The sequence below is a fragment of the Flavobacterium enshiense genome, from assembly GCF_040750275.1.
In the GTDB taxonomy this organism is placed as follows: Bacteria; Bacteroidota; Bacteroidia; order Flavobacteriales; family Flavobacteriaceae; genus Flavobacterium; species Flavobacterium enshiense_B.
In genome coordinates this window covers 228,891-253,198 of the sequence record NZ_JBDOCV010000004.1, presented here as the reverse complement: position 1 = coordinate 253,198, position 24,308 = coordinate 228,891, and the positions used below count along the sequence as shown (strand labels likewise).

Genomic DNA, 24,308 nt, shown 5'->3' with positions numbered 1-24,308 from the left:
AAAATTATTTTTTTATAAATTTGATTGCTTCATAATCTTCAATTCTTAGGAAATAAATTCCACTTGGAAGATTTTTAACATCTATATCATTAGTATTTCTCTCAAATTCAGAACTAGAAATGATTTTTCCCAAACAATCAAAAATAATATAGTTCTTTTGATTAAGATTTATATTGTTTGAAATACAAATTTTTTCATTAACTGGATTCTGACAAATATTTAGTTTTTTATCAGTAAATGTGTCAATGTTTAATTGGCTTGAATTCAATTTAGAAATAAAATTATAAGCCGTATTAGAATACGCATCTATATCATCAAAAGGCGCACATTGGGGGCCTACAGTACCTGTTAAAAATATTTCATTTAATTGATTACTTGTTAATGCAAAACCAAAATCATTAAAAATTCCACCATTTGATTTTGACCATATTTCATTACCAGAAGAATCATATTTAGCTAAAAAAACATCCTGATTGCCCTGGCTAACTAACTCTGGTAGATTTCCAAAAGTTATAGAACTGAAGTATGCGCCAGAAATATAGCTATTGTTATTTGAGTCTATAGTTAATCCAGTTGATGTATTATAACTACTATTTCCAGCCTTTTTAGCCCACACCAAATTTCCGTTTGTATTGTATTTTGTTAAAAAAATATCTTGACTACTAATTCTTGTTAGGGTTGTTGTTCCTAATGTTAAAATAGGCGAACTAAAGTGACCTGTAAGATATAAATTTCCATTATTATCTAATTTAATATTTCTTACATCATCATCATTAGTTCCACCAATTTTTTTAGCCCATTGAAAAATTCCAGTTGAATTGTATTTTGCAATAAATATGTCTTTATAATTATTTGTGTTATTTAAATTAGTAGTATCAAAACTTAATGTTGGAGAATAAAAACCACCTGCAACGAAAACATTTCCTAAACTATCAACACTAATAGCTTCTATATAGTCATCACTAGAGCCATTAATAACTTTATTCCAAATTGGGTTTCCTAAAGAATCAAATTTTAATAAAAAAGCGGCACCTGATGATGTAGTATTATTTAATACGGTAGTTCCAATTGTTATTGAAGAAGAATTAAATCTACCACCTACATAAACATTTCCGGAAGAATCTACAGTTAAACCTTCTGCTGATTCACTATTTGTTCCTGAAATATTTTTTACCCAAATTAAATCGCCATCGCTATTAAATTTTGCTAAATAGATATCGTAACTTCCAGAATTTGTTAATGTTGTAGAACCAATAGTTATACTTGGTGAATTAAATGCACCTAAAACATATAAATTATTATTGTTGTCAGTATTAACTTTTAATATTTCTTCATTATTTATTCCGCTAATTCCTTTTAACCAAATTATTTCGCCTAAAGAATTATGTTTAGCAATATAAGAATCTCTTGCGGAATTTTGTGATATGTTGGTTAGGGTTAAATTACCATAAGTAAAAGTATTTGTAGAGTAATTTCCGATTGTATAAATGTTTTCATTATTATCTAAGCTAATACTTCTAGATCCAACATAATCTGAACCAATTGATTTTGTTAACCACTCCCAAGTAGGTGTTTGAGCGAAAAGTTTAAAATGTAATAATAGTAATAGTAAAAAATATTTTTTCATTTTATTCTTCGTTTGTTAATCGTTCCTGTTCCATTTTTTCCGCCAAGCGTTTTTCGATAATCGGTGTGATTAAGGTTTTTCGCGGATTAGTCTTTACAAACGGGAACAATTCCAAATCATGGCTCATGCGGTCTTCTTTGTTCGGGTATTTGTTGGTTCCTAATAAGATTTCCTTGCCAGTGTCAAACAATTCCTGTTCTTTTTCGGCGCTTTCCTTGATTTTACGCTGAATGGTTCCTTCAATCAATTGCGTGATAAAACCACCATTCGCTTCAATGTCTTTGAACAGCACTAATGCTTTTTCGGCTAATTGTTCAGTAAGCGTTTCGATATAATAGGTACCATCTGAAGGATTGTTTACGATGTCGAAATAACTTTCGTGTTTTAAAACCAACAACTGGTTGCGAGCAATTCGATCGCCAAACTCGTTGTCTTTGTGGTAAATGGCGTCGTAAGCCAAATTTGCAACGGCATCAGCTCCACCTAAAATGGCACTCATGCACTCGGTTGTGGTACGAAGCATGTTTACGTTATAATCGTATAAGGTTTTGTTGCGTTTGGTTGGAGTAGCCAGTATGTGACAATCGAAAGTATGGTTGTATTCTTTTGCTAAAGTGCTGAACAAAAGGCGTAATGCGCGAAGTTTGGCAATTTCAAAAAAGTAATTCGTTCCGACGGCTACTTTGAGGGTAATCGGTTTGCTGATTGAAGCAATTCGGTTGAAATATTCGTTAACATGGGCTAAGGTATAAGCCAGCTGCTGAACGATATTCGCTCCGGCATTCTGATACAAAGCACTGTCAATGCTCAGAAAGTTAATGTTTGAACACTGCTTTTCCAATTCGTTTAACACCGTAAAATCAGCGTCAACGTTGATGAAAAGATTTCCGTCTTTGGCCAATTGTCCGATCGGATCAACTTCCACAAAAATAACAGCACTTCGTTTTGCGGCAATTCCGTCAATTTTTTTGATGAAATCGATGTTCAGGAATTCAAAATATAGATAAACGATAACACCTGAAGGGACACTGTTAAGTAGTTTTTCAATATCTACTTGGTCATTTTCCAACGTAAAACGTATGCTTTCGGCACCTCGGTTCAAGGTTTCGTTAGCTCGTACTATGGATTTTTCCAAATCGTGTACAAAAATGTTCTGTACAATTTTGAAACCGGAATCCGGAGTTGGTACCGATAAATTTACTTCGGTTTCATCATTGTGGTAGAAAGGCTTTACTTTAATACCTTCCGGACTTTCCCAAACCAAGGTTTCGTTATAGTCGGCTCCTTTTAATTCGTATTGAATTTGTTGTTTCCATTGTTTGGAAGAAATGCCTTCAAATTCGTTAAATAGCTTTTGGCTCATATCTTGTTTTTCGAGTTATTCCACACCTTCAGCAGGTACGTCTTCTTCAAATTCTATAATGTAAATGTCTTCGTTTTCGCGTTTCATGTAGTATTTCTCGCGGGCGTATTTTTCTATCTGACCAGGGTTTTTCAGTTTTTTGATGTTTTCGTTATCTTTTCTGATTTCTTCCTGATAGTATTTTTTATTGTCTTCCAGTTCGTCGATTTCTTTGTTTAAAACGCGGTGCTCCAAATAGGAATAGTTGTCAAGGAAAAGCAGCCATATCGAGAAGAAAAGCAATACCAATACATAACGGTTTCCGAAGATTCTCAGAAACGGATATTGGGCTACTAAAGTCTCAAAGGCTTTTTTCATACGTGATAAAGATACTGAAAATTAAGCAATTCGTTGGTTGATTACTGCTCGAACCACATCAATGGCAACGGTGTTGTATTTGTCGTTAGGAATGATGATGTCTGCAAAGGCTTTCGTCGGTTCGATGAACTGTTCATGCATCGGTTTTAAGGTGGTTTGATAACGACTTAAAACTTCTTCCATATCACGACCGCGTTCTGCAATGTCACGTTTTAACCTACGGATTAGGCGTTCATCGGAATCGGCATGAACGAAAATTTTAATGTCAAACAATTCGCGTAATTCCGGATTGGTTAAGATTAAGATGCCTTCCACAATCATTACTTTTCGAGGTAAAGTGTGGATGGTGTCGCCGGTTCTGTTATGCTGGACAAATGAGTATAGCGGCTGGTCGATAGCTTTGCCGTTTTTCAGATCCTTTAAATGCTGTGTTAATAATTCGAAATCGATGGCTCTAGGATGGTCGAAATTAATTTTGGAACGCTCTTCGTAACTTAAGTCGTGCGTTTCTTTATAATAGTGATCCTGCGAAATGATGCCTACTTCGGTTTCCGGCAATTCATTCATGATTTGATGTACTACGGTTGTTTTTCCGCTTCCGGTTCCGCCGGCAATTCCAATAATCAGCATAGATTGTTGTATTAATTTGTCTTGGCAAAAATAGGAATTTATCAATTGAAAAGCCGATTTCTGAATGGAATAAAAACAAAAAATCCCTGCTGGTTTTCAGAAGGGATTTGTATTAAATTTTATATGCAGTTATACCTTACAACAACCGTCCAGTTTTTCATAGGCTTCTGGGTTGGCTTTTACTTCGTCGGCATCATAACCCAAGTTGCTGATGGCAATTTTGATCTTATCCAAAGATGTTTTCTTGGAATTGTAAATTACTTCAATGGTCATTTTTTCTGTATCAATATTCACCATTTGTATTCCTTTTTCACGTAAAAGTTTTTGGTTGAACAATTGTCCGCAGGTTTCACATTCTTTGCAGTGATCACATGTGATTGTAGTTTTAATTGCAACTTTTTGTGTTTTTTTAGGCTCTTGGGCGAAAGAAGTAGTAATGCTGAAAAGGATGAAAGCTAAGGTGATGAAGTGTTTCATTTGTGTTTTGGTGATTTTTGAAATGAATTTCAAATATACTATATTATTATTTTATAATTTTTGGTAATTCCTGCGATTTTTTTTGAAAGATAGTTTTTGTGCTGAAGGTTTTAGCAGGATTGCTCCGTGATCCTGGGTTGGGGTTGTTACTAAACAAATCCTTTTAAGATTCCTGTTGTATCTTTGGTCTTTTTTTGTTTTTAACAAAACATCAAGCGAGCTTGAATTTTGCTAAAAACAAAAAATCCCTTCAGCAAAGCTGAAAGGATTTGTTTGTCGGGGTGGCAGGATTCGAACCTGCGACCTCCTGGTCCCAAACCAGGCGCGATGACCGGGCTACGCTACACCCCGTGTAATTGTGGGTGCAAATATAAAACTAAAATTTTATTTCCAAAATGTTTTTCGGAATAAATCTTAATTATTTTTCAATAGTTAAATCTGATATCTTTTTTGAGAAACTTTTTTAATTAAAACTTACATTTGTAGGCTTCAAAAAATAAAAAACAACATACGAATTATGTCTGATACTATAGAAAAAGTAAAATGCCTTATTATAGGCTCAGGGCCAGCGGGTTATACTGCGGCCATATATGCTGCAAGAGCAAATATGAATCCTGTTTTATATCAGGGAACACAGCCGGGAGGACAGCTGACTACAACGAATGAAGTTGAAAACTTCCCGGGATACCCTGAAGGTGTTACCGGTCCGGAAATGATGGTGCAATTGCAGGAACAAGCAAAGCGTTTTGGAACGGATATCCGTGATGGTTGGGCAACTAAAGTGGATTTTACAGGACCAGTTCACAAAGTTTGGGTAAATGATACGAAAGAAATACACTGTGATACGGTAATTATTTCTACCGGAGCATCTGCTAAATATTTAGGATTGCCATCGGAACAACATTATCTGCAAATGGGGGGTGGTGTATCGGCTTGTGCGGTTTGCGACGGATTCTTTTATAGAAATCAGGAAGTAATCATCGTTGGAGCTGGAGACAGTGCTTGTGAAGAAGCACATTATTTGTCGAAATTGTGTAAAAAAGTAACGATGTTGGTGCGCAGTGAAGTGTTCAGAGCTTCAAAAATTATGGAACAGCGTGTACGTAATACCGAAAATATTGAAATTCTTTTGCATACCGAAACAGAAGAGGTTTTAGGTGACGGAAACGTGGTAACAGGTGTTCGTGTAAAAAACAATACTACTGGTGAAGTAAAAGAAATTCCAGCAACAGGTTTCTTCGTGGCAATTGGTCACAAACCAAATACGGATATTTTTAAAGAATATCTGAAATTAGATGAAACCGGTTATATTATTAACGAGCCGGGAACAGCTAAAACCAGTGTAGAAGGTGTATTTGTAGGTGGCGATGCTGCTGATCATGTTTACCGTCAAGCGGTTACAGCAGCAGGGACAGGGTGTATGGCAGCTTTGGATGCTGAGCGTTATTTAGCTGCAAGAGAGCATCATGTAACAGCAGCTACACATTAAGAAATGAAATGAATAAAAAAATCCCAACTGAAAGGCTGGGATTTTTTATTGGAACTTGTTTGTCCTTCTTATTGCATTTGTTTTTTGTATAACGTGGCGTTATCGGTAAACTTCAATATTTCTATTTTAGGTTCACCATACAATTGGATTTCCGATTTTCCAGTGCCGGTTATTTTAATATTTTTTAGGGCATTTACACTTACGTTTGTGTAGGATTCAGCTATCAGTTCCATGTCGGAAGCAGCCAGTTTTTTTGCTGTTAAGTTAGAGTTGTTGTCCAGACGTATTTTAGCAGTGGCTGCATCTCCCTCAATACTGGCAGAAGTTTTCTGATACAAATCCATTTTCAGGTTTTCTGTAGTTACTAACGATTTGATTTCAGCGTTTTTACTTAATTCCAAAGTGACCGATTCTGATTTGGCATTCAGTTCCGCTTTGGATTTATCGTTCATGATTAGCGTGAAATGCGTAGTTTTTACATTCAGATAAGATTTTGAATAATCATAATTTTTTACGGTGATGTTTTCGCCTTGCAGGTCTGCTAAAGAATTTAATTGAGCTTCTCCTCGAACGGTAATCAGTTTAAGGTTGTCTGTATAGGTAACGCGTACACTGAATTTCTTAGCTCCTGTTACTTCTTTGACAGAACTTAACCGAAGGGAATTTCCAACCATTTCGTATTTCAGAACATCATGTAAATTATCATCAGCTTCTATTTCAATACTTTGTTTATCCCCTTTAATGATGAAAATTTCAAGATTGTCTTCCACTTCAAGATTTTCAAACGGTTCGACTTCTTTTTGGGTTACTGTTACGATTTTGGAACCTTTGATTTTTTCCTTTTTTTGACCGAAGGAAACCGATGTAATGATCAAGGCAATTAGTAGAAAGTACAGTTTTTTCATTTGGGGTGTGTTCTTTAGTTTTCACAAATATAAAAAAAAACATCAGCGAATACTGATGTTTTAAAATTTTGATTACTCTTTACTGACGCTGCCACCCGAGCTTACTTTTTTGTTAACTGTTTTAGGTTCACTTTCATAAGAAACGGAACTGCCACTGGAAGCTTCTGCGGTTAGGGTTTCGGTTACGTTAAGGTCGATGCTGCTTCCGCTGGAGGAATCGGCAAAGGCATTGGTTACTTTTAAACCGGAGGCATCGATAGAACTTCCGCTGGAGGATTTAGTTTCCAGTCTGTCCGCTTTTCCGCTGATGATCAGTTCGCTGCCGCTGCTGCTTTGGCAACTTACGGAGGTCGCATTTACTTTTAAGTCGATTTCACTGCCGCTGCTTGAAGAAACGTCCATTGAAGCACTTTCGAAAGTATTCTTGCTGCTTACTGAAGCGCCGCTTGAACTTTCCAAGGAGTTAAGTTTTGGCAATTGAACGTAAACCTTTTTAGCTTCTGCATTGCGAAGGTTGGCATCAGTGAAAATTTTTAGTTCCCCGTCGCTGATTTCGGTTTTGATGTGTTCGTGTAAATTGGCATCGGCTTCCACTTTGATTTCAGAATCGTAACCCTGAACTAAAATGACATCCAATCCGTTGCTCGCTACAACCGAAGTGAAATCGGAAGAAACGGTTCTGGTTTTAGTAACCACATTCCCGTTACCAGTAACTTTTTTTAGGCCTCCTACGGTCATATTCATGGTGCAGGAACCGAATAGTATGGCAACAACTGCTGCGATAACTACCTTCGTAAGGTTAATAACTAATTTGATCATAAGTATTCGTTTTTTGATTGATTGAAATGTGATTATTTGGTTTTGATGATTACCTCATCATCCGTTACTTTAATGCTTCCCACTTCTTTATGGGTTACTTTTTTCCGTCATTTACCTCATTAATTTTTTCTCGAATTTCTGCTTCAATACGCTTTTGTGTTTCTTTTACTTCATTAAGCTCTTTTTGAATTTCTGCATCATTACGTTTTTCTCTAATCTGAAGCCCTTTCTCGTTTAAGGTAACCGTTGTAGTGTGGCTGTTTGTGCTGTCAACTTCTTCTTCGTTCCAGTCCTGATCATCTTCCGGGCAATTTAAGCATTTCAGCTCTTCTTTGTCTATTCGGTAATAATTTTGATCGCTGTCGGAATAGAAATTGTAATTCGAATAATCTCCTTCAGAATATCTCGAAGCATTTTCATCTGGATGTATAATAGTTCCTTCTTGTAAATATAGAAATATTTTTACTTTCTGATTGCGGAATTTATTCTCGATACCCGTCAATAAATAATTGTCTAAAATTAATGTATTTCCTTGAATTTCAAAATTATATATGATTTTTTCTGCACGTTTTCTAGCATCGGATAATGATTTTCCTTCTGCAGTTCTTTCGATTTGCATATAAGGTTCCTCAGTTGTTTTTAACAGGTGTAATTCAACATTGTTCGAATAAATTACTTCATTTTGAGCCGAATCCTGTGTGAATCGGAAATCTGTATCATCATTACCATTCTTTGAAAAATAATCGTTGAAACGGAATTTGATGTTTAACGTGTCATTCGACATCACTGCCAATTGTTCTTTCTTCACCACTTTACCGTCGAAACCGATTTCCGTAGCCTGACGTACTCCGTAGTAAATTAGAGAGATAACAGATATAATCCATACCGCTAATAACGTGAATTTAGCGTAGTTTCCGATTGATTTTAAATTGCTTACCAAAAGTTTCAATCCTAAAAGGAAGAAGAAAAAGAACGGAATTCCGATGGCACATAACATTAAAATTCCTAACAACCACATTGGGATATCGGTATAATTTCCGGCATTTACATAGTTGAACCAAGGTGCATCCGGCATGGTTGATGAAAAAATCAACATGATGGAAGTAATAAGGATTCCGATTAGAGATGATGCTGAAATTACCACAATAAATGCACCGATTACTTTAGCGATTACTCTGAAAACAGTCATTAAAATGTCTTCTAAGGAATTGCCTATTTTTTGTGCCCCACTTTTTGCGTTGTCGGCAATTTTCTGGTGGTCGATGTTGTTTACTGTATCTGAAATTTCAGCAAAGCCTTCCTTTACTTTTTTCTCGATATTGGAAATGGTAATAGGTTGTCCTGTCATTTCAAGTTTTTCTGCAGTTGTTTTGGCTTCCGGTACTAAAATCCAGAAGATGATATATGGAATGATACCAATTCCCCAGCTGAAAAGTAAGATCACCATGATGATTCGTAACCAAAGGGGATCTACTCCCAAATAATGTCCAAAACCTGCTAATACACCACCAATCATTCCTTTTTCTTTGTCGCGGTATAATTTTTTTGAACCCGACGGATTGTATGTAGTATAGCTTGCTTGTGGTGTTTCGTCTTCGATACGATAATCTTCCGGCTGTCCCATAACGGCAATAACCTGATCGATTTCCGTAAGACCGATAACCTGCTTTTCGTTCGATAGCTTTTCAGATAATAATTCTGCAACTCTGCTCTCGATGTCGTTCATGATTTCGTCTCTTCCGTCTGTCGAAAGGGAACGCTTGATAGCATCAAAGTAACGACTCAGTTTTTGAAAGGCGTCTTCGTCTATGTTAAAAGGAAAACCTCCTAAATTTATGCTTACTGTTTTGTTCATGACTATTGGTTTTGGCTGGTTATTGTATTTACGGCTCCGGCTAATTCATTCCAGGTGCCATTTAATTCTTTTAAAAATTCGTGTCCTTCATCGGTTAATCCGTAATATTTTCTAGGTGGTCCCGATGTGGATTCTTCCCAACGGTAGTTGAGTAATCCGTCGTTTTTTAAGCGTGTTAGCAGTGGGTAAACGGTACCTTCAACTACTAATAACTTGGCGTTTTTTAAGGTGTCTAGGATTTCTGAAGTGTAGGCATCTTTCTCTTTTAATACGGATAGGATACAGAACTCTAAAACTCCTTTACGCATCTGAGCTTTGGTGTTCTCAATGTTCATAGAATTTCTTTTTTTGAGATTAAACTGTTCATTTTTTGATTTTTTTCCGCTACGCTCCAAACAGTTCGGTTGCGCCTCGGGTGATGATTGATGATGATTTGTTTTTATTTTAAAAATGAGATACTCATGGGGTATTTATACAACTCTCCGTTACTGGTTTTTACCGCTGCATAAATAATTAAGAAAAACTCAACTATTTTTAAGGTGCAGAACAGAAAAATTGATGTTACGGCAATCATTACTATTCCTGTTAGGTTTCCGGCTGTTAATTGTTCCAGTTCAAAGCTTCCGGTTTCCAGTTCGTGAAAGGTAACGTTGCTGAAAATACTGTACATTAAAGTTGGGATAGCAACTGCAGCAAGAATTACAGAATAAAGTAACATACTGAGCTGAAAGTTAAGAACTTGTTTGCCGGTGTAATCCACAAATTCTGATTTGTCTTTTTTGATGGACCAGATTAAAATTGGGAAAAAATAATTGCCCAGTGGAATGAAATACTGTGATAAAGTACTCAACTGTAATAAAGTTGCTGTGTTTTTTTCGGTTGAGGTTGTCATTGTTTTGTTTTTTTTGATTGATTGATTGATTGATTGATTTTGATTGATTTTGATTGATGATTGAAACTATATGATTTATTTCGATAATACTATTGATAAGCTATTAATTTCTTATACAAAGATAATTCTAAAAGAAGATACCTTGCAATACAAAGTACTAATTATTAACATTTATTTAACACTTTTGTTTTAGTTGTCTATTGGATTATGATTTCTTGGGTTTTTCTAAAGCGAGTAGCTCAATAGTGTTTAACGCAGGGCTTTCAATAATCTGGTTGCCTTCTAGTATTATTTCTTCCATTGTTTTTTCGGTGCAAATTGGATAGAAATCAATTAAAGCGTTTACGGTATCGGCTGTAGCTCTGTTTTCATCTGTCGTTTGTTCATAGGGCATATTGCTCTCGATGATTTGATTGTTTTCAGCAATAATTTCCGCCATTGTTTTTTGATATACTGGAACTTCAATTGTTTCAGGTTCAAAACGTACCGGATTTCCAACTCCGGTAGTATTTTTTTCTTTTGAAGAAGCATCTGAAGTGCTTCCTTCTAAATTTTCGTTTGATTGAACTATTTGTGTCGAGCTATCATTAGTGATTGATTGCTGAGCCAGTGCAGAAATAACATTTGTGAAAGCTACTAAAGCGATTCCTAAATAAATGATTGATTTTTTCATGATGATTGTGTTTTTATTATAATACTATAGATTGTCTATTAATTTCTTATACAAAGATAAGGCTAAAAGAAGATACCTTGCAATACAAAGTACTAATAATTAACAAAATATTAACAATTTGAATTTTATATGATTGCATACTAATTTTTTGTACATTAGCGTAAAATATAGCGCTATGGAGTTTACCCCCTCAAAACTGAATGCTTTTTTGTTTTTTAAGTTGCCGTCTGCTTTTTGGAGTGGTGTGCGAGTAAAACAAATTTCTACCGAGCAATGTACGGCTTCGGTGAAGCATCGTTGGTTCAATCAAAATCCTTTTAATTCAATGTATTTTGCAGTACAGGCGATGGCAGCAGAACTTACAACTGGGGCTTTGGTAATGTATCAGATTAAGAAAAGTGGCAAGAATATCTCCATGCTTGTTGCTAATAACAAAGGTAATTTTACCAAAAAAGCAAAAGGTCGTATTACCTTTATATGTAAAGACGGACATCTGCTTGAAGAAGCAATCCAGCGTGCTATAACTACAGGAGAAGGTCAAACCTTCTGGATGAAATCCATAGGTACCGATGAAAAAGGCGATCAGGTTTCAGAAATGGAATTCGAATGGAGTATCAAACTTAAATAAAGTTACAATTTTAGACTGAATAGCATGAAGGAGTCTTTTAATTTTAGAATCTTCAAATTAAATTACCCGAACCTACCATTTCAATAAAGTTAAACCTTACTTAATTAACATTATTTTTTATCTTGCAGTTTTTAAATTTGTAATAAAAAGCTGAAGATGAAGATTTTGATAACAGGAGCGACCGGCTTGATAGGTAAGGAACTGGTTTCGTTGCTGCTGCAAAACGGGATTTCGATTCACTACCTAACCACTTCAAAAAGGAAAATAGAAGGGGAACCTCACTACCAAGGTTTCTTTTGGGATCCACAAAAAGGAATCATAGATGAAAACTGCCTTTTGGGGGTACATGCTATTGTTCATTTGGCAGGCGCAAATATTGCCAAGCGTTGGACCAATTCCTATAAACAGGAAATTATAGAAAGTCGTATCCTTACTTCGGATTTGCTCTATAAAGCCTTAAAGAACTACCCTAACGAAGTGAAACAAATTATTTCAGCCTCTGCAATTGGAATATATCCAAGCAGCTACGATAAATTATATTCTGAAGACAGTATAGAGGTTAGCTCAACGTTCCTTGGAACTGTAACCGAAAAATGGGAAGATTCCGTTGAAAAGTTTAAGCGATTGAACATTTCGGTTTGTAAGTTACGTATAGGTTTAGTGCTTGCTAATGAAGGTGGTGCGTTGCCTCAAATGGTTAAGCCTATTAAATCAGGAATGGGAGCGGCTTTTGGAACGGGAAAACAAATGCAATCCTGGATTCATATTCATGATTTGGTAAATATGTTTTTGTTTGCGTTTCAACACAACTGGAATGGTGTTTACAATGCCGTAGCGCCTCATCCTGTAACTAATTCCGAGTTAGTTGAGACTATCGCAAAAACACTGGATAAGGATATCATTCTTCCAAATGTGCCTAAATTTCTGATGAAAATCATATTGGGCGAAATGCATATTTTGCTTTTTGAGAGTCAAAATGTTAGTGCGCAAAAAGTACTGGATAATGGTTTTCAGTTTAAATTTAAAATTTTGGATAAGGCTCTCGATGGTTTGCTGGCATAAATAACAAAAAAAAAAGCACCTAAGTGCTTTTAACTATAATCGTAAGATGAACTAATAATTATTTTGAAGATGCCTTAACGCTTACTTTAATTTCTACTTCGTCGTTAATAAACTTATCTTTCAGATTGTCAAAAACAGATTTGGATCCGTAGTTAATATTCCAGTAGGTTCTATTAATCATCAACGGTTCACTTTCAATAGATACTAACGTATCAGAAGCCACAACAGTTGCAGGGAAATTAACGGCTTTGGTTACATTTTTCAGAGTCAGGTTGCCATATACGATAGTTTTACCGTTCTCGTCAGCTACTTTTGAAATTATAAATTTACCGGTTGGGTATTTTTTAACATTGAAGAAGTCATCTTCACCTTCCTTACCTTTTGTCCCTTTCAGGTGTGCTTCAAGATCTTCTTTTCCGTCTCCGGGTTTTAAATCGGTCACAGTAATGGTATTCATGTCCAATACAAATGTACCGTTTTGAATTTGCCCGTCTTTAACTGTCACATCACCTTCTTTCAGACTAATCGTTCCATTATGCTTTCCGGCAGGTTTGGTTCCTACCCAATTAATGATCGATTGTTTTGTATCGGCAGTCAGTTTAATATCTCCCGGAGTTATTACAGCTTCACTTGTGTCGGCAGACGACTCGCCCTGAGCAGCTTGTTCTTTTTTGCATGAAGTTAATAATACAGAGGAAATAATAAATAAACTAAAAACGATTTTTTTCATAAGTGAATGGTTTTAGGTGTTAGACAAATCTATTTAAACGTAAATGAAAACTTCTTAAAATTATATTAAAGTTAGCGAAGATTATTCAAGATTACAATCTTTACAGAAAAAATTGTAGTGACAAATTGGCATTTTTAATCCTTTGGCAATACTTTTGCAATCTCAAATAACGAGAAATAGCTAATGTTTAAAAAAATATTCAAAAATATGAGCCAGGAAAGTACTGAAAACATCGAAAAAGATCAGTTACAAGGAGAAAATGTTTCAGAAAATCAGGAAATTACCAACCCTGAGTTGACGGCAGAAGAGCAGTTACAGGAAGATTTGGCAAAAGAGAAAGACAAGTTTTTGCGTTTGTTTGCCGAATTCGAGAATTATAAAAAAAGAACTTCTAAAGAACGCGTAGAGCTTTTTAAAACGGCAGGTCAGGAAGTGTTACAGTCGATGTTGCCGGTTATGGATGATTTTGACAGAGCACTTACCCAGATTTCCAAATCGGAGGATGAAGCTTTGGTTAAAGGAGTGGAATTAATTTACGACAAACTGAAATCGACTTTAATTTCCAAAGGTTTAGAAGAAGTGGAATTAAAAGCAGGCGACGATTTCAATGCCGATTTTGCAGAAGCGATCACTCAAATTCCAGCCGGAGATGATATGAAAGGCAAAGTAGTAGATGTTGTGGAGAAAGGATATAAATTAGGCGATAAAATTATACGTTTTCCTAAAGTTGTTATTGGAGCATAAGTTCCCAAATAGATTGAACTGATGAGTAAAAGAGACTTATACGAAGTATTAGGAGTAGCTAAAGGAGCCACACCGGAGCAGATAAAAAAAGCGTACCGTAAAAAAGCCATTGAATTTCACCCCGACAAAAACCCGGGCGACAAAGCGGCCGAAGACAAGTTTAAAGAAGCAGCCGAAGCCTATGAAATTTTAGGTGATGCTGACAAAAAAGCACGTTACGACCAATACGGGCATGCAGCCTTTGACGGTGCAGGAGGTTTTGGCGGCGGCGGTCACCACATGAACATGGATGATATTTTCAGCCAGTTCGGGGATATTTTTGGAGGTGCTTTTGGCGGTGGATTCGGTGGATTCGGCGGTGGTGGCGGTCAGCGTAGAATGAAAGGAAGCAACCTTCGCATCAAAGTGAAACTTACACTAGAAGAAATTGCTAACGGTGTCGAGAAAAAAGTAAAAGTAAAACGTAAGGTTCAGGCTCAGGGTGTTACGTACAGAACGTGTCCAACGTGTCATGGTTCTGGTCAGGTAACGCGCGTAACCAATACAATTTTAGGAAGAATGCAAACATCATCTCCGTGTAACGCTTGTGGCGGAACCGGCCAGATGATCGACAGCAAACCAACCGGGGCGGATGCGCACGGAATGATTTTAGAAGACGAAACCGTATCTATCAAAATTCCGGCCGGAGTAGTAGATGGCATGCAGTTAAAAGTTTCCGGAAAAGGAAACGATGCACCGGGTTCTAACGGAATTCCTGGCGATTTAATCGTTGTGATTGAAGAAGTGGAACATGAAACCCTTAAACGCGAAGGTGAAAACCTGCACTACGATTTGTATATCAGCTTTGCGGAAGCAGCTTTGGGAACGTCAAAAGATATCGAAGCCGTTGGCGGAAAAGTGCGTATCAAATTGGAAGAAGGCATTCAGTCCGGAAAAATACTTCGTTTGAAAGGAAAAGGAATTCCAAGTTTAAATAATTACGGAAGCGGAGATTTACTGGTTCACGTAAACGTTTGGACACCGAAAACCCTAAATAAAGAACAAAAGCAATTTTTCGAGAAAATGTTGGAAGACCCTAATTTTGTTCCGAAACCTGAAAAAACAGATAAGTCTTTCTTTGAAAAAGTGAAAGACATGTTTTCATAATTTTTTGATACTTTGGAAAAACCCATTGTCAGTTTGATAATGGGTTTTTTTATGTAACAAATCCCTACAATTGGCATCTAATAGTTACTTTTACAAAAACAAAACAAATTCATGAGTTCAATTCTTGAAGTGAATAATGTGGTCAAGCAATATGGCGACTACACCGCACTGAATAGTGTTTCTTTAAGTGTGCCGAAAGGTAGTATTTACGGACTTCTTGGTCCAAACGGTGCAGGGAAGACTTCGTTAATCCGAATCATCAATCAAATTACAATGCCTGATGGTGGCGAAGTGATTCTTGATGGTGAAAAATTGTCACCAAAACATGTACAATACATAGGTTACATGCCGGAAGAACGCGGCTTGTACAAAACCATGAAAGTTGGGGAACAATGTATGTATTTAGCACAACTAAAAGGAATTTCGGAATCAGAAGCTAAAAAACAGTTGAAATATTGGTTCGAAAAATTTGAAATCGAAAGCTGGTGGAACAAAAAAATTCAGGAATTATCGAAAGGAATGGCGCAGAAAGTACAGTTTATTGTAACGGTTTTGCATCAGCCGAAACTTTTGATTCTGGATGAGCCGTTTTCAGGATTCGACCCGGTAAACGCGAATTTAATCAAAGACGAAATCATCGAATTGAATAAAAAAGGAACTTCGGTAATTTTCTCGACACACCGCATGGAAAGCGTGGAAGAAATGTGTGATTACATTGCTTTGATTCATAAATCCAACAAGTTAATCGAAGGGAAATTAATCGATGTTAAAAAAGAACACCGCACCAATGCCTACGAAGTCGGGATTCTGTCGAGCAATGTTGAACGTTTAATGTACGATCTAACCCAAAAATTCCAATTGCAGCAAACCGATTTCAAATCCCTCAACGACGAACTGAAACTGGAAGTGCAATTAAACGGTTCTGCGCCAAACGAGTTACTGAATATTTTAACCCAAAACGGACAGGTAACGCATTTTGTGGAAAAAATTCCGAGCATTAACGACATATTTATTAAAACCGTAACCAAGCAATAACAATGGGAGTATTATCACTAATCATAAAGAGGGAGTTTATTTCCAAAGTTCGCAACAAGTCGTTCATTGTGATGACTTTTTTAGGGCCGTTGTTAATTGTGGCAATGTCGGCTTTAATTGCTTATCTGTCAAATGCGAACGAAGGGGATGTGAAAAAAATCGCCATTCACGACCAGGCCGGGATTTTCAAAAGCGATTTTAAAAATTCAGATGAAATCGCGTACGTAGATTTGTCTGCCATGCCTTTTAAAACCGCAAAAGATACTGCAAGCAACAGTTATGAAGGTATGATTTATGTACCAAAAGTTGCCGACATTCAGGAATTGGCCACCAAAACAGAATACATTTCAGATGACAGTCCGCGTATGGAGTTCATTATGGAAATGGAAAGTGTTATCAATGCGAAACTCAGCAAAAGCAATTTGCAGGAATTGGGTTTTGATTCGGATAAAATTGAAAAAGCAAAAGTAAAATCAGATATTCACATATCGAAATTTTCGGGCGAGGAAGGCTTGAAATTTTTAAACGAAATTAAAATAGGAATAGGATTTGTTTTTGGGTACTTAATTATGATGTTCATTATCATCTACGGAAATATGGTAATGCGCAGTGTAATTGAAGAAAAAACAAACCGCATTATTGAAATCATCATTTCATCGGTAAAACCTTTTCAGCTGATGATGGGGAAAATCATAGGGACTTCATTAGCCGGTATTTTGCAGTTTGTAGTCTGGATTTTGTTAGGTTTTGGACTTTTATTCATGCTTACTTTATTTGGTGCAAGTCAGGCAGATGTGGCTACTACCACACAATTACAGCCGGAACAAATGGAAATCGCAACCGGTTTTGCAGAGAAAATTCAACTCTATCTGAATGAAATTCCAACGGTAACACTTTTGGTGTATTTCATCATCTATTTTATAGGAGGATACTTTTTGTACAGTTCACTTTATGCGGCCATCGGAGCTGCTGTAGATTCTGAAACCGATTCACAGCAATTCCTGTTGCCTATCATAATGCCATTGATGTTGGGGGTTTATGTGGGGTTCTTTACCGTAATGAACGACCCGCACGGAACCGTAGCCACTGTATTTTCAATGATTCCGTTAACCTCACCAATCGTGATGTTGATGCGTATTCCGTTTGGAGTACCTTGGTGGCAATTGGTCCTTTCGATAGCAATATTGTTTGGAAGTTTCTTAGGAATCGTGTGGTTTGCTTCAAAAATTTACCGCGTGGGGATTTTAATGTATGGAAAAAAACCAAGCTGGAAAGAATTGTATAAATGGCTTAAGTATTAAGTAACTTAGTTGTAATTTTAAAAATCGCTGTAACTTAGTTACTCAGAAACTCAGAAACTAAAAAATGTCAAAGATTTTAATCATAGAGGACGAAGCTGCTATCCGCAGGGTTTTAACAAAAATCCTCTCGGAAGAAAGCGATACCTATAAAGTAGAAGAAGCCGAAGATGGTCTTCAGGGTTTGGAAAAAATCAAGAACGAGGATTATGATTTGGTGTTGTGTGACATCAAGATGCCAAAAATGGACGGTGAAGAAGTATTGGAAGCCGTAAAGAAGATAAAGCCAGAAATTCCAATGGTGATGATTTCCGGGCATGGTGATTTGGAGACCGCAGTCAACACGATGCGTCTGGGAGCCTTCGACTACATTTCAAAACCGCCGGATTTAAACAGATTGCTGAATACTGTCCGTAATGCTTTAGATCGTAAGCAATTGGTGGTGGAAAACAAAATCCTGAAAAAGAAAGTCTCTAAAAATTACGAGATGATCGGAGAGAGCGCCCCCATCAATCAAATCAAAGAAATGGTTGAGAAGGTAGCGCCAACCGAAGCCCGTGTTTTAATTACCGGACCCAACGGAACCGGAAAAGAATTAGTAGCCCATCAGTTGCATGAAAAAAGTGAACGTTCGGCTGCTCCTCTGATAGAAGTAAACTGCGCCGCGATTCCATCGGAATTGATTGAAAGTGAGTTGTTTGGTCATGTTAAAGGAGCCTTTACTTCAGCCGTAAAAGACCGCGCCGGAAAATTCGAAGCCGCGAACGGAGGAACTATTTTTCTGGATGAGATTGGCGATATGAGTTTATCCGCGCAGGCGAAAGTATTGCGTGCGTTACAGGAAAACCTAATCCAAAGAGTAGGAGCGGACAAAGACATCAAAATCGATGTTCGTGTAGTTGCAGCAACGAATAAGGATCTGAAAAAAGAAATCGCTGAAGGGCGTTTCCGTGAGGATTTATACCATCGTTTGGCCGTAATTTTAATTAAAGTGCCTGCGTTGAATGACCGTCGTGATGATATACCATTGTTAATTAATCATTTTGCGGATAAAATTGCTTCGGAACAAGGAAATGCTGTGAAGAAGTTTTCAAATGGTGCCGTAAAACTCCTCCAGGAATACGATTGGACCGGAAATATCCGCGAGTTGCGAAACGTAGTGGAACGTCTTATCATTTTAGGTGGCAACGAAATTTCAGAAAATGATGTGAAGTTGTTCGCAAGTAAATAATTAGCTGTCAGCTAAACGCTAAATGCTTAAAGCTTTAAAAATGAATTTAAAAAAAATAAACCTCAAACTACAGCAAGCACTTGTTGAAAACGATTTAATTGAAGCCAATGAGATGCAGCAGCAAACGTTTTCCACCATTAAAAGTGGTGCGGATGCCGTAATTCAATCCATCGGCGGAAGCGGAAAATCAACAACGATTGTACTAAACGTTATCCAGCGCTTGGAAAAAGAGCATATGATGTCTCCAAGAGCCTTAATCATAGTAGAAGACAAAGAGAAAATGTTGGAAATGTTGGATCTGTTTAGCGTGTTGGGAAAATATACCAATTTGCGTATTTACGGTACCCACGATAAAAGCGATTTGGATTATGATAAAAACCAGATTTCATTAGGAATTGATGTGCTTGTCGGGACGCCAAATCGTCTGAATGACATGTTTGCTACGGCAGGTTATGATGTGAACCAGTTAAAAATGTTTGTGGTAGACGATGCAGATGTGCTTTTCAAAAACCGTATGGATCCTAAAATCACCCGAATTTCGGACAGTATCGCTAAAACACAGCGTCTTTTCTTCTGTACCGAAATTACTGAAAAAGTAGAAATTATGGCCGATAAAATTATGATTGAGCCTTTGTTTTTCGAGATGGATGATGAAGATTAGGAAAAAATATAAAAAAGCCCCGATTACTAATCGGGGCTTTTTTATTTATTGTTTGATAATTTTATAACTACTCTGTTTGTTTTCGGAATCTACCATTATCGAATAAATTCCGGTTTTAAGACTTGATAAATCAAGTTGTGTTTCATTGGTGTTGAATTCTTTTTTAAGAACGATCTGCCCTAATTGGTTGTAAATTGTGGCATTGCTAATAATCGTATTTCCTTTTATTGTAAGATTGTCAATTACTGGATTTGGACTTAAAACAAAAAGAGGCTTGTCAAAATAAACGGTACTTAAATTATTGTTTACGGATATAATTACATCAATAGGGACTCCGTAGCAACCGTTAATATTTGGGATGATAGTATAAGTTGCATCGCCGGATTGTGATGTATTTACTAAGTTAAGTGTTTGGATAATTGAATTTCCATTTCCGGAATTGGCTCCTGAAACATTGTTTTGATTAGTTGTCCAGGAGAAAGAGGTTCCTGCGACAGGGCTTGATAAGGTGATATTAGTGGTTTGTCCTGAATCAATTGAGCTGTCTGCAACATTCGCTATTACAGAAGGTGTTGGATAAACGGGAACGGTGTAATCGGTGTAGCTGCTTCCACAACCATTTAGAATAGCTCTTGCACGATATGTAACAGAACCCATTTGGGTTGAGTTGTTATATAACGGTTGCATGATTGTGTAGGGTGCTGTGCCTGAGCCATTGGAGTATCCGATAACATTGGTAACATTGGTAACTTCCCACTCAATAGTTGTTCCGGCAACCATTGGAAATGTGTTTATACTTATATTGGTCGATTCGCCATTGCATATAGGAAAAACTGGAGTTGCAATTGGAGCACCGGGGGCTGGGTTTACAACAATGTTTACATTAATTACGTTACCGTTACAACCATTCTGTGTTGGTATAATACTGTAAGTAATAGTACCATTCATGGAAGGATTGGTCAAATTAACAACCTGATTGATATTGTCCTGATTTCCGGAAAGTGAAAAAGAATTTGAAATATTTGATGCCGTCGCCACCCAATTATAAGTGGTTCCCGGTAGGTTACTGTTTAATGCAAAGTCAAGTGTACTTCCGTTACAAATTGAACCGGTCACTTGTACTGTTGCTGTAGGTGATTGTGAAATAGTAATAGTGCCTGAGGCAGTAGCAGCTGGAGAACCACCAATTGTAGTAACCGTATAATTAAAAACTCCAAAAGAACTTGGGGTTCCGCTAATGGTAAAAGTTCCGGCGGCATAATTTCCGCTAACCCCTGATGGTAAGCCTATTACGGTTGCTCCGGTAGCTTCACCGCTTATGGAATAATTAATGTTTGTTATGGCGTAAAAACCACAAAGTGTTTGGTTAGTGGTTGCTACAGATGAAGTTAGTGTAATAGTAGGAGCTAAAACAAAAGCTGTTTTTGATTCAGAATCAGTTGTTTTTGCATTCGAAATTAATGATGCAAAAGAAATGAAAAACAGAATAATAAAATTTTTCATAAATGGGGTCTACGTATTTTTTAATACTCTTTTTAAAATAATAAAAATGTTTTAGTACAAAGTTTTATTGTTTGATGATTTTATAACTACTTTGTTTGTTTTCGGAATCAATTGAAATAAAGTAAATTCCTGGTTTTAAGTCTGAAAAATTAAGTTGGATTTCGGAACTGTTGAATTCTTTTTGTAGAACTTTCTGTCCCAATTGATTATGAGCTGTCACTTTGTTAATGATTTGATGATTTTTGATATTCAAAATATCAATAACAGGATTTGGGCTGATTGAAATACCATTCTTAAGGTTTTCATGAATACCTAAATTACCACAAGTTATCGTTACTGGTGCTACACACACACTTCCGGATCCTGATATGGTAAAAGTTACCGGTTGCCCGTTGTTGGTGATGGTAAGGCTGCTTGGTGCTGCCTGGCTTCCATTCATTATCGGCCCGCCATTAATCGAATAGCTGTAATAAAAAGTGGTAATTCCTGTAATATTGTTCCAATCGAAATTTACCTGTGAAGCATTAATAGTATTGCAGAATAAACTAAAGTTTTCTGAATTTGGCATTACGGTTACAGTTCCCGAAGCACTTGAGCCCGAGCAGCTCGTTGAGGTATTAGTAAGAACTACACTGTATGTTCCTCCAACCGTCGTAGAAAAACTGGCTACATTTCCCGGATTTGTTACTCCCGGCGGAACCGTCCAGGAATAAGTATAAGTGCCTGAAGATGATGGTATAGCCGTTACAGTAGCCGTTGAACCAGGACAAATAGTGCTGCTATTTACAGAGGCAATAGGGGAATCAGAAACCGTTATTGTTCCCGTAGCAGTTGCAACAGGAGGACAGCTACCAGTTGTTGTAATGGTATAGGTGTAAACCCCGGATGCGGTTGGTGTACCAAAAATGGTAAAAGTTCCTGCAGCATAGGCACCCGTTACTCCGGGTGGTAATCCTGTGACAGCGGCTCCTGTCCCATTAGTAATAGCGAAATTAATATTCATAATGACCTCATTTGGACAAACTGTTCGATTCGCTGAGGACGATGTTAAGGTAATGCTCTGTGAGGGTAAAATCGTAATCATTGTTGTTGTAATTGCGCCAGAACAAGTTCCGTCAGGAGCTATTGTATAGGTAACAATATACGTTCCGGGCATACTGAGATTAGGAGTGATTGCTCCTGTAAGACTATCTATAAATAATCCTGCAGTAGAGGTAAAGAATCCACCTGTAAAGGCATCGGTACCTGTTAAAGTAACCGTTTGAGGATTGTTAATGCTTGTGCAAAAAGGCGTTCCGGCATAATTTATGGAAGCAGTCGGACAAGCGAGATTCTTGTTTGCTTTCGAATAAACATTGCTTGAAAGGAGTAAAAAAACGGATAAAATAAATGAAAGAGTAAAGATTTTTTTCATAGATCTATTTTTAATCAGCACGAAAATAATCTTTTTTTTTCAGAAAAGGGATTTAAAAATGGGTTAATTTTCTGATAATTCTTTAACGATATTTAGTGCTAAAGGGAATTTTTCATTGAAATAATCTAGATAGTCTTCGAGTATGTCCATTTCTAAGTTAAGAGAGGTTCCGTTGTCGGTGTCTACGAGTGCATATTTTTCCATGGACCCATTCCAGCTTTCCGTGGTTTCATCCAGAGGCAACTCCACACCGTTTTTCACATTGCCAAGGTGTTTGAAATTCATGATCTCATTTTCTACACATTTGTCGATAAGACTGTACATACCGTCGTCGTTTTCATTCACAAAATGCACTTTGCTTCCTTCTTTCCAATCGGATTTTGCACGGGAGCCTTCACTGAAAACGGCCGTCCATTTTTGGTACGTGGCATCTTCCCAAAGTATTTTCCATACCTTTTCTTTTGGAGCGATGATGTTTATTGTAAAATTTATTTTTTCCATGATTGATAGTATTTAAACCTTAAAGTTACTTAAAATTAAGAAATATCTGAAACCTTATTTTTTATAACGGTTGTATTTCTTTAAAATCTCTTGTAAAATATCGTGAGGTAAACCGAAAAATTTATTGTTGTTGATGCCTTCCATATCTTCCGCCGCAACCAAAGTATTGATGATTGCTTCCTCTGTTGCCTGAACCGTTGCTTTAAAAATAGGATTCAGTTGCTCTTTGGTTAGGACATTCCAGGTTTGCAGGCTTCCCTTTTCGTTGGTAACAGGTTCTGCAGTGGAAAGCGCTAAAAAGATTTCACCCGAACTGTCATTCGAAAACGTTCCGGTTCTGGCGATGCCATGCGTTACTCTTTTCGCGACCAATTCCAGTTGGCTCGGCAATAAAGGGGCGTCGGTAGCTACAATTACAATTGCTGAACCGTCTTTTCGCTTTTGATTATTCAGTATCGGTTTGTATTCTTTGATTTCCTTACCCACCGGAACTCCGGCTATCATTAAATCGTTTCTACCACCAAAATTTGCCTGTATGAAAACGCCTAACGTGTATTCTTTTCCATCAATTTTGAAGGTTCTTGATGCTGTTCCGTTACCGCCTTTATAATGATACAAAGCCATGCCGGTTCCACCACCCACATTTCCTTCCTGAACTATACCGCCTTTAGCATTGTCCAACGCTTCCCAAACATGTTCTTTTTTCACATGAAAACCGTTTATATCGTTTAACATGCCGTCCCAGGTTTCTGCCACAATGGGTAATCCGAAGGAGAAATCGATGAAATCACCTTCCGAGAATTTTTTGTAACTCCATTCCCCAATCGCATCACGAACGGTTCCTACACTATTGGTGTTGGTTATCCCGATAGGACCATAGCCTAAACCGTAATCTTCTACATTGGCAATACCCGTCATTTCCCCGTCACCATTAAGGTTGAACCAGGCTATAGGGTAATTTTTAGAAGTTTTGCCTTTCGGAAGAATTACGGTTACGCCAGTGCGAACAGGCCCTTTGCCCGGCTCCAGTTTTCCATTTCCTTCAATTAGGGTTTTGTATCCGACTTCGATGCCTGGTACATCGGTGATAGCATTGTTTTTTCCTGTTACTCCGTCAAACGGAACACCTAAATCTCGTGCTCTGGGTTTGGTTTGTGCGTAGCTATTTAATGTTAAGATTAAATAGCGGTAAGTGTAATTCTTTTCATTTTTAATTATTTGATATATCAAGCAATTTTAAAGAATAAAACGAAATGATTCTGATAAAT

General features: G+C 37.1%; 25 protein-coding genes and 1 tRNA gene. 9 read left to right on the top strand and 17 right to left on the bottom strand.

Going from position 1 to position 24,308, the window contains the following annotated elements:
• Positions 1-4 precede the first annotated feature (4 nt).
• The 6 genes from ABGT15_RS07780 to ABGT15_RS07755 all read right to left on the bottom strand — a co-directional run bounded on the left by ABGT15_RS07780 (position 5) and on the right by ABGT15_RS07755 (position 4,805).
• The gene (locus tag ABGT15_RS07780) at positions 5-1,627 is read right to left on the bottom strand and encodes an SBBP repeat-containing protein (RefSeq protein ID WP_367230863.1); all 1,623 of its coding nucleotides are present in this window, start codon (positions 1,625-1,627) and stop codon (positions 5-7) included.
• A 1-nt stretch (position 1,628) separates the two neighbouring features.
• Positions 1,629-2,990 (bottom strand): methylmalonyl-CoA mutase subunit beta, encoded by a 1,362-nt coding sequence (locus ABGT15_RS07775; RefSeq protein ID WP_367230862.1) that lies wholly within the window; start codon positions 2,988-2,990, stop codon positions 1,629-1,631.
• Between the two features lie 15 nt (positions 2,991-3,005).
• Complete coding sequence (locus ABGT15_RS07770; RefSeq protein ID WP_367230861.1) at positions 3,006-3,347, bottom strand: FtsB family cell division protein; 342 nt, start codon at positions 3,345-3,347, stop codon at positions 3,006-3,008.
• Positions 3,348-3,368: 21 nt separating this feature from the next.
• Positions 3,369-3,977 carry a uridine kinase gene (udk, locus tag ABGT15_RS07765; RefSeq protein WP_367230860.1) on the bottom strand — a complete coding sequence of 203 codons (609 nt, stop codon included), beginning with the start codon at positions 3,975-3,977 and terminating at the stop codon, positions 3,369-3,371.
• Between the two features lie 129 nt (positions 3,978-4,106).
• Positions 4,107-4,454 carry a cation transporter gene (locus ABGT15_RS07760; RefSeq protein ID WP_367230859.1) on the bottom strand — a complete coding sequence of 116 codons (348 nt, stop codon included), beginning with the start codon at positions 4,452-4,454 and terminating at the stop codon, positions 4,107-4,109.
• A 276-nt stretch (positions 4,455-4,730) separates the two neighbouring features.
• Positions 4,731-4,805 (bottom strand) — tRNA-Pro (locus ABGT15_RS07755).
• Positions 4,806-4,971: 166 nt separating this feature from the next.
• Between ABGT15_RS07755 and trxB the strand changes: the two genes are divergently transcribed.
• Positions 4,972-5,943 (top strand): thioredoxin-disulfide reductase, encoded by a 972-nt coding sequence (gene trxB, locus ABGT15_RS07750; RefSeq protein ID WP_367230858.1) that lies wholly within the window; start codon positions 4,972-4,974, stop codon positions 5,941-5,943.
• 68 nt (positions 5,944-6,011) lie between these two features.
• Here trxB and ABGT15_RS07745 read toward each other — a convergent pair whose 3' ends face one another.
• From ABGT15_RS07745 to ABGT15_RS07720, 6 genes are all read right to left on the bottom strand, one after another.
• The gene (locus tag ABGT15_RS07745) at positions 6,012-6,848 is read right to left on the bottom strand and encodes a GIN domain-containing protein (RefSeq protein WP_367230857.1); all 837 of its coding nucleotides are present in this window, start codon (positions 6,846-6,848) and stop codon (positions 6,012-6,014) included.
• Between the two features lie 72 nt (positions 6,849-6,920).
• The gene (locus tag ABGT15_RS07740) at positions 6,921-7,667 is read right to left on the bottom strand and encodes a GIN domain-containing protein (RefSeq protein WP_367230856.1); all 747 of its coding nucleotides are present in this window, start codon (positions 7,665-7,667) and stop codon (positions 6,921-6,923) included.
• Positions 7,668-7,761: 94 nt separating this feature from the next.
• Positions 7,762-9,522, bottom strand: coding sequence for a PspC domain-containing protein (locus ABGT15_RS07735; protein WP_367230855.1), 1,761 nt, complete (start codon positions 9,520-9,522; stop codon positions 7,762-7,764).
• Positions 9,523-9,524: 2 nt separating this feature from the next.
• On the bottom strand, positions 9,525-9,857 hold the full coding sequence (locus ABGT15_RS07730) for a PadR family transcriptional regulator (RefSeq protein WP_313804147.1): 333 nt from the start codon (positions 9,855-9,857) through the stop codon (positions 9,525-9,527).
• Between the two features lie 104 nt (positions 9,858-9,961).
• Positions 9,962-10,414 carry a DUF4870 domain-containing protein gene (locus tag ABGT15_RS07725; RefSeq protein WP_367230854.1) on the bottom strand — a complete coding sequence of 151 codons (453 nt, stop codon included), beginning with the start codon at positions 10,412-10,414 and terminating at the stop codon, positions 9,962-9,964.
• Positions 10,415-10,619: 205 nt separating this feature from the next.
• The gene (locus tag ABGT15_RS07720) at positions 10,620-11,087 is read right to left on the bottom strand and encodes a hypothetical protein (protein WP_367230853.1); all 468 of its coding nucleotides are present in this window, start codon (positions 11,085-11,087) and stop codon (positions 10,620-10,622) included.
• Between the two features lie 175 nt (positions 11,088-11,262).
• On the opposite strand from ABGT15_RS07720, the gene ABGT15_RS07715 reads away from it, so the two are divergent.
• Together ABGT15_RS07715 and ABGT15_RS07710 are read left to right on the top strand one after the other, a co-directional pair.
• Complete coding sequence (locus ABGT15_RS07715; protein ID WP_367230852.1) at positions 11,263-11,715, top strand: DUF4442 domain-containing protein; 453 nt, start codon at positions 11,263-11,265, stop codon at positions 11,713-11,715.
• 156 nt (positions 11,716-11,871) lie between these two features.
• Complete coding sequence (locus tag ABGT15_RS07710) at positions 11,872-12,777, top strand: TIGR01777 family oxidoreductase (RefSeq protein ID WP_367230851.1); 906 nt, start codon at positions 11,872-11,874, stop codon at positions 12,775-12,777.
• Positions 12,778-12,835: 58 nt separating this feature from the next.
• On the opposite strand, the gene ABGT15_RS07705 is transcribed toward ABGT15_RS07710, so the two are convergent.
• Positions 12,836-13,507 carry a YceI family protein gene (locus ABGT15_RS07705; protein WP_367230850.1) on the bottom strand — a complete coding sequence of 224 codons (672 nt, stop codon included), beginning with the start codon at positions 13,505-13,507 and terminating at the stop codon, positions 12,836-12,838.
• 207 nt (positions 13,508-13,714) lie between these two features.
• Here ABGT15_RS07705 and ABGT15_RS07700 point away from each other — a divergent pair, with 207 nt between their 5' ends.
• From ABGT15_RS07700 to ABGT15_RS07675, 6 genes are all read left to right on the top strand, one after another.
• The gene (locus tag ABGT15_RS07700; RefSeq protein ID WP_367230849.1) at positions 13,715-14,251 is read left to right on the top strand and encodes a nucleotide exchange factor GrpE; all 537 of its coding nucleotides are present in this window, start codon (positions 13,715-13,717) and stop codon (positions 14,249-14,251) included.
• 21 nt (positions 14,252-14,272) lie between these two features.
• A complete protein-coding gene (gene dnaJ, locus ABGT15_RS07695) occupies positions 14,273-15,397 on the top strand; it encodes a molecular chaperone DnaJ (RefSeq protein ID WP_367230848.1) in 1,125 nt (374 codons plus the stop codon).
• A 111-nt stretch (positions 15,398-15,508) separates the two neighbouring features.
• The gene (locus tag ABGT15_RS07690; RefSeq protein WP_367230847.1) at positions 15,509-16,432 is read left to right on the top strand and encodes an ABC transporter ATP-binding protein; all 924 of its coding nucleotides are present in this window, start codon (positions 15,509-15,511) and stop codon (positions 16,430-16,432) included.
• A gap of 2 nt (positions 16,433-16,434) precedes the next feature.
• On the top strand, positions 16,435-17,733 hold the full coding sequence (locus ABGT15_RS07685; protein ID WP_367230846.1) for an ABC transporter permease: 1,299 nt from the start codon (positions 16,435-16,437) through the stop codon (positions 17,731-17,733).
• A 64-nt stretch (positions 17,734-17,797) separates the two neighbouring features.
• On the top strand, positions 17,798-18,961 hold the full coding sequence (locus ABGT15_RS07680) for a sigma-54-dependent transcriptional regulator (protein WP_367230845.1): 1,164 nt from the start codon (positions 17,798-17,800) through the stop codon (positions 18,959-18,961).
• 40 nt (positions 18,962-19,001) lie between these two features.
• Complete coding sequence (locus tag ABGT15_RS07675) at positions 19,002-19,622, top strand: DEAD/DEAH box helicase (RefSeq protein WP_367230844.1); 621 nt, start codon at positions 19,002-19,004, stop codon at positions 19,620-19,622.
• A gap of 45 nt (positions 19,623-19,667) precedes the next feature.
• Here ABGT15_RS07675 and ABGT15_RS07670 read toward each other — a convergent pair whose 3' ends face one another.
• From ABGT15_RS07670 to ABGT15_RS07655, 4 genes are all read right to left on the bottom strand, one after another.
• Positions 19,668-21,125: a PKD-like domain-containing protein gene (locus ABGT15_RS07670; protein ID WP_367230843.1), complete on the bottom strand. Its 1,458-nt coding sequence runs from the start codon at positions 21,123-21,125 to the stop codon at positions 19,668-19,670.
• Between the two features lie 64 nt (positions 21,126-21,189).
• Complete coding sequence (locus tag ABGT15_RS07665) at positions 21,190-22,539, bottom strand: T9SS type A sorting domain-containing protein (protein ID WP_367230842.1); 1,350 nt, start codon at positions 22,537-22,539, stop codon at positions 21,190-21,192.
• Positions 22,540-22,602: 63 nt separating this feature from the next.
• Complete coding sequence (locus ABGT15_RS07660; protein ID WP_367230841.1) at positions 22,603-23,040, bottom strand: SRPBCC domain-containing protein; 438 nt, start codon at positions 23,038-23,040, stop codon at positions 22,603-22,605.
• Positions 23,041-23,094: 54 nt separating this feature from the next.
• On the bottom strand, positions 23,095-24,270 hold the full coding sequence (locus ABGT15_RS07655) for a P1 family peptidase (RefSeq protein ID WP_367230840.1): 1,176 nt from the start codon (positions 24,268-24,270) through the stop codon (positions 23,095-23,097).
• Positions 24,271-24,308: the final 38 nt, after the last annotated feature.

Coding starts and splice junctions, on each gene's coding strand:
- ABGT15_RS07740 (WP_367230856.1), bottom strand. CDS start 7,667: ATGATCAAATTAGTTATTAACCTTACGAAGGTAGTTATCGCAGCAGTT.
- ABGT15_RS07675 (WP_367230844.1), top strand. CDS start 19,002: ATGAATTTAAAAAAAATAAACCTCAAACTACAGCAAGCACTTGTTGAA.
- ABGT15_RS07735 (WP_367230855.1), bottom strand. CDS start 9,522: ATGAACAAAACAGTAAGCATAAATTTAGGAGGTTTTCCTTTTAACATA.
- udk (WP_367230860.1), bottom strand. CDS start 3,977: ATGCTGATTATTGGAATTGCCGGCGGAACCGGAAGCGGAAAAACAACC.
- ABGT15_RS07715 (WP_367230852.1), top strand. CDS start 11,263: ATGGAGTTTACCCCCTCAAAACTGAATGCTTTTTTGTTTTTTAAGTTG.
- ABGT15_RS07745 (WP_367230857.1), bottom strand. CDS start 6,848: ATGAAAAAACTGTACTTTCTACTAATTGCCTTGATCATTACATCGGTT.
- ABGT15_RS07710 (WP_367230851.1), top strand. CDS start 11,872: ATGAAGATTTTGATAACAGGAGCGACCGGCTTGATAGGTAAGGAACTG.
- ABGT15_RS07705 (WP_367230850.1), bottom strand. CDS start 13,507: ATGAAAAAAATCGTTTTTAGTTTATTTATTATTTCCTCTGTATTATTA.
- ABGT15_RS07690 (WP_367230847.1), top strand. CDS start 15,509: ATGAGTTCAATTCTTGAAGTGAATAATGTGGTCAAGCAATATGGCGAC.
- ABGT15_RS07720 (WP_367230853.1), bottom strand. CDS start 11,087: ATGAAAAAATCAATCATTTATTTAGGAATCGCTTTAGTAGCTTTCACA.
- ABGT15_RS07775 (WP_367230862.1), bottom strand. CDS start 2,990: ATGAGCCAAAAGCTATTTAACGAATTTGAAGGCATTTCTTCCAAACAA.
- ABGT15_RS07685 (WP_367230846.1), top strand. CDS start 16,435: ATGGGAGTATTATCACTAATCATAAAGAGGGAGTTTATTTCCAAAGTT.
- ABGT15_RS07770 (WP_367230861.1), bottom strand. CDS start 3,347: ATGAAAAAAGCCTTTGAGACTTTAGTAGCCCAATATCCGTTTCTGAGA.
- dnaJ (WP_367230848.1), top strand. CDS start 14,273: ATGAGTAAAAGAGACTTATACGAAGTATTAGGAGTAGCTAAAGGAGCC.
- ABGT15_RS07760 (WP_367230859.1), bottom strand. CDS start 4,454: ATGAAACACTTCATCACCTTAGCTTTCATCCTTTTCAGCATTACTACT.
- ABGT15_RS07780 (WP_367230863.1), bottom strand. CDS start 1,627: ATGAAAAAATATTTTTTACTATTACTATTATTACATTTTAAACTTTTC.
- ABGT15_RS07660 (WP_367230841.1), bottom strand. CDS start 23,040: ATGGAAAAAATAAATTTTACAATAAACATCATCGCTCCAAAAGAAAAG.
- ABGT15_RS07680 (WP_367230845.1), top strand. CDS start 17,798: ATGTCAAAGATTTTAATCATAGAGGACGAAGCTGCTATCCGCAGGGTT.
- ABGT15_RS07670 (WP_367230843.1), bottom strand. CDS start 21,125: ATGAAAAATTTTATTATTCTGTTTTTCATTTCTTTTGCATCATTAATT.
- trxB (WP_367230858.1), top strand. CDS start 4,972: ATGTCTGATACTATAGAAAAAGTAAAATGCCTTATTATAGGCTCAGGG.
- ABGT15_RS07725 (WP_367230854.1), bottom strand. CDS start 10,414: ATGACAACCTCAACCGAAAAAAACACAGCAACTTTATTACAGTTGAGT.
- ABGT15_RS07665 (WP_367230842.1), bottom strand. CDS start 22,539: ATGAAAAAAATCTTTACTCTTTCATTTATTTTATCCGTTTTTTTACTC.
- ABGT15_RS07730 (WP_313804147.1), bottom strand. CDS start 9,857: ATGAACATTGAGAACACCAAAGCTCAGATGCGTAAAGGAGTTTTAGAG.
- ABGT15_RS07700 (WP_367230849.1), top strand. CDS start 13,715: ATGAGCCAGGAAAGTACTGAAAACATCGAAAAAGATCAGTTACAAGGA.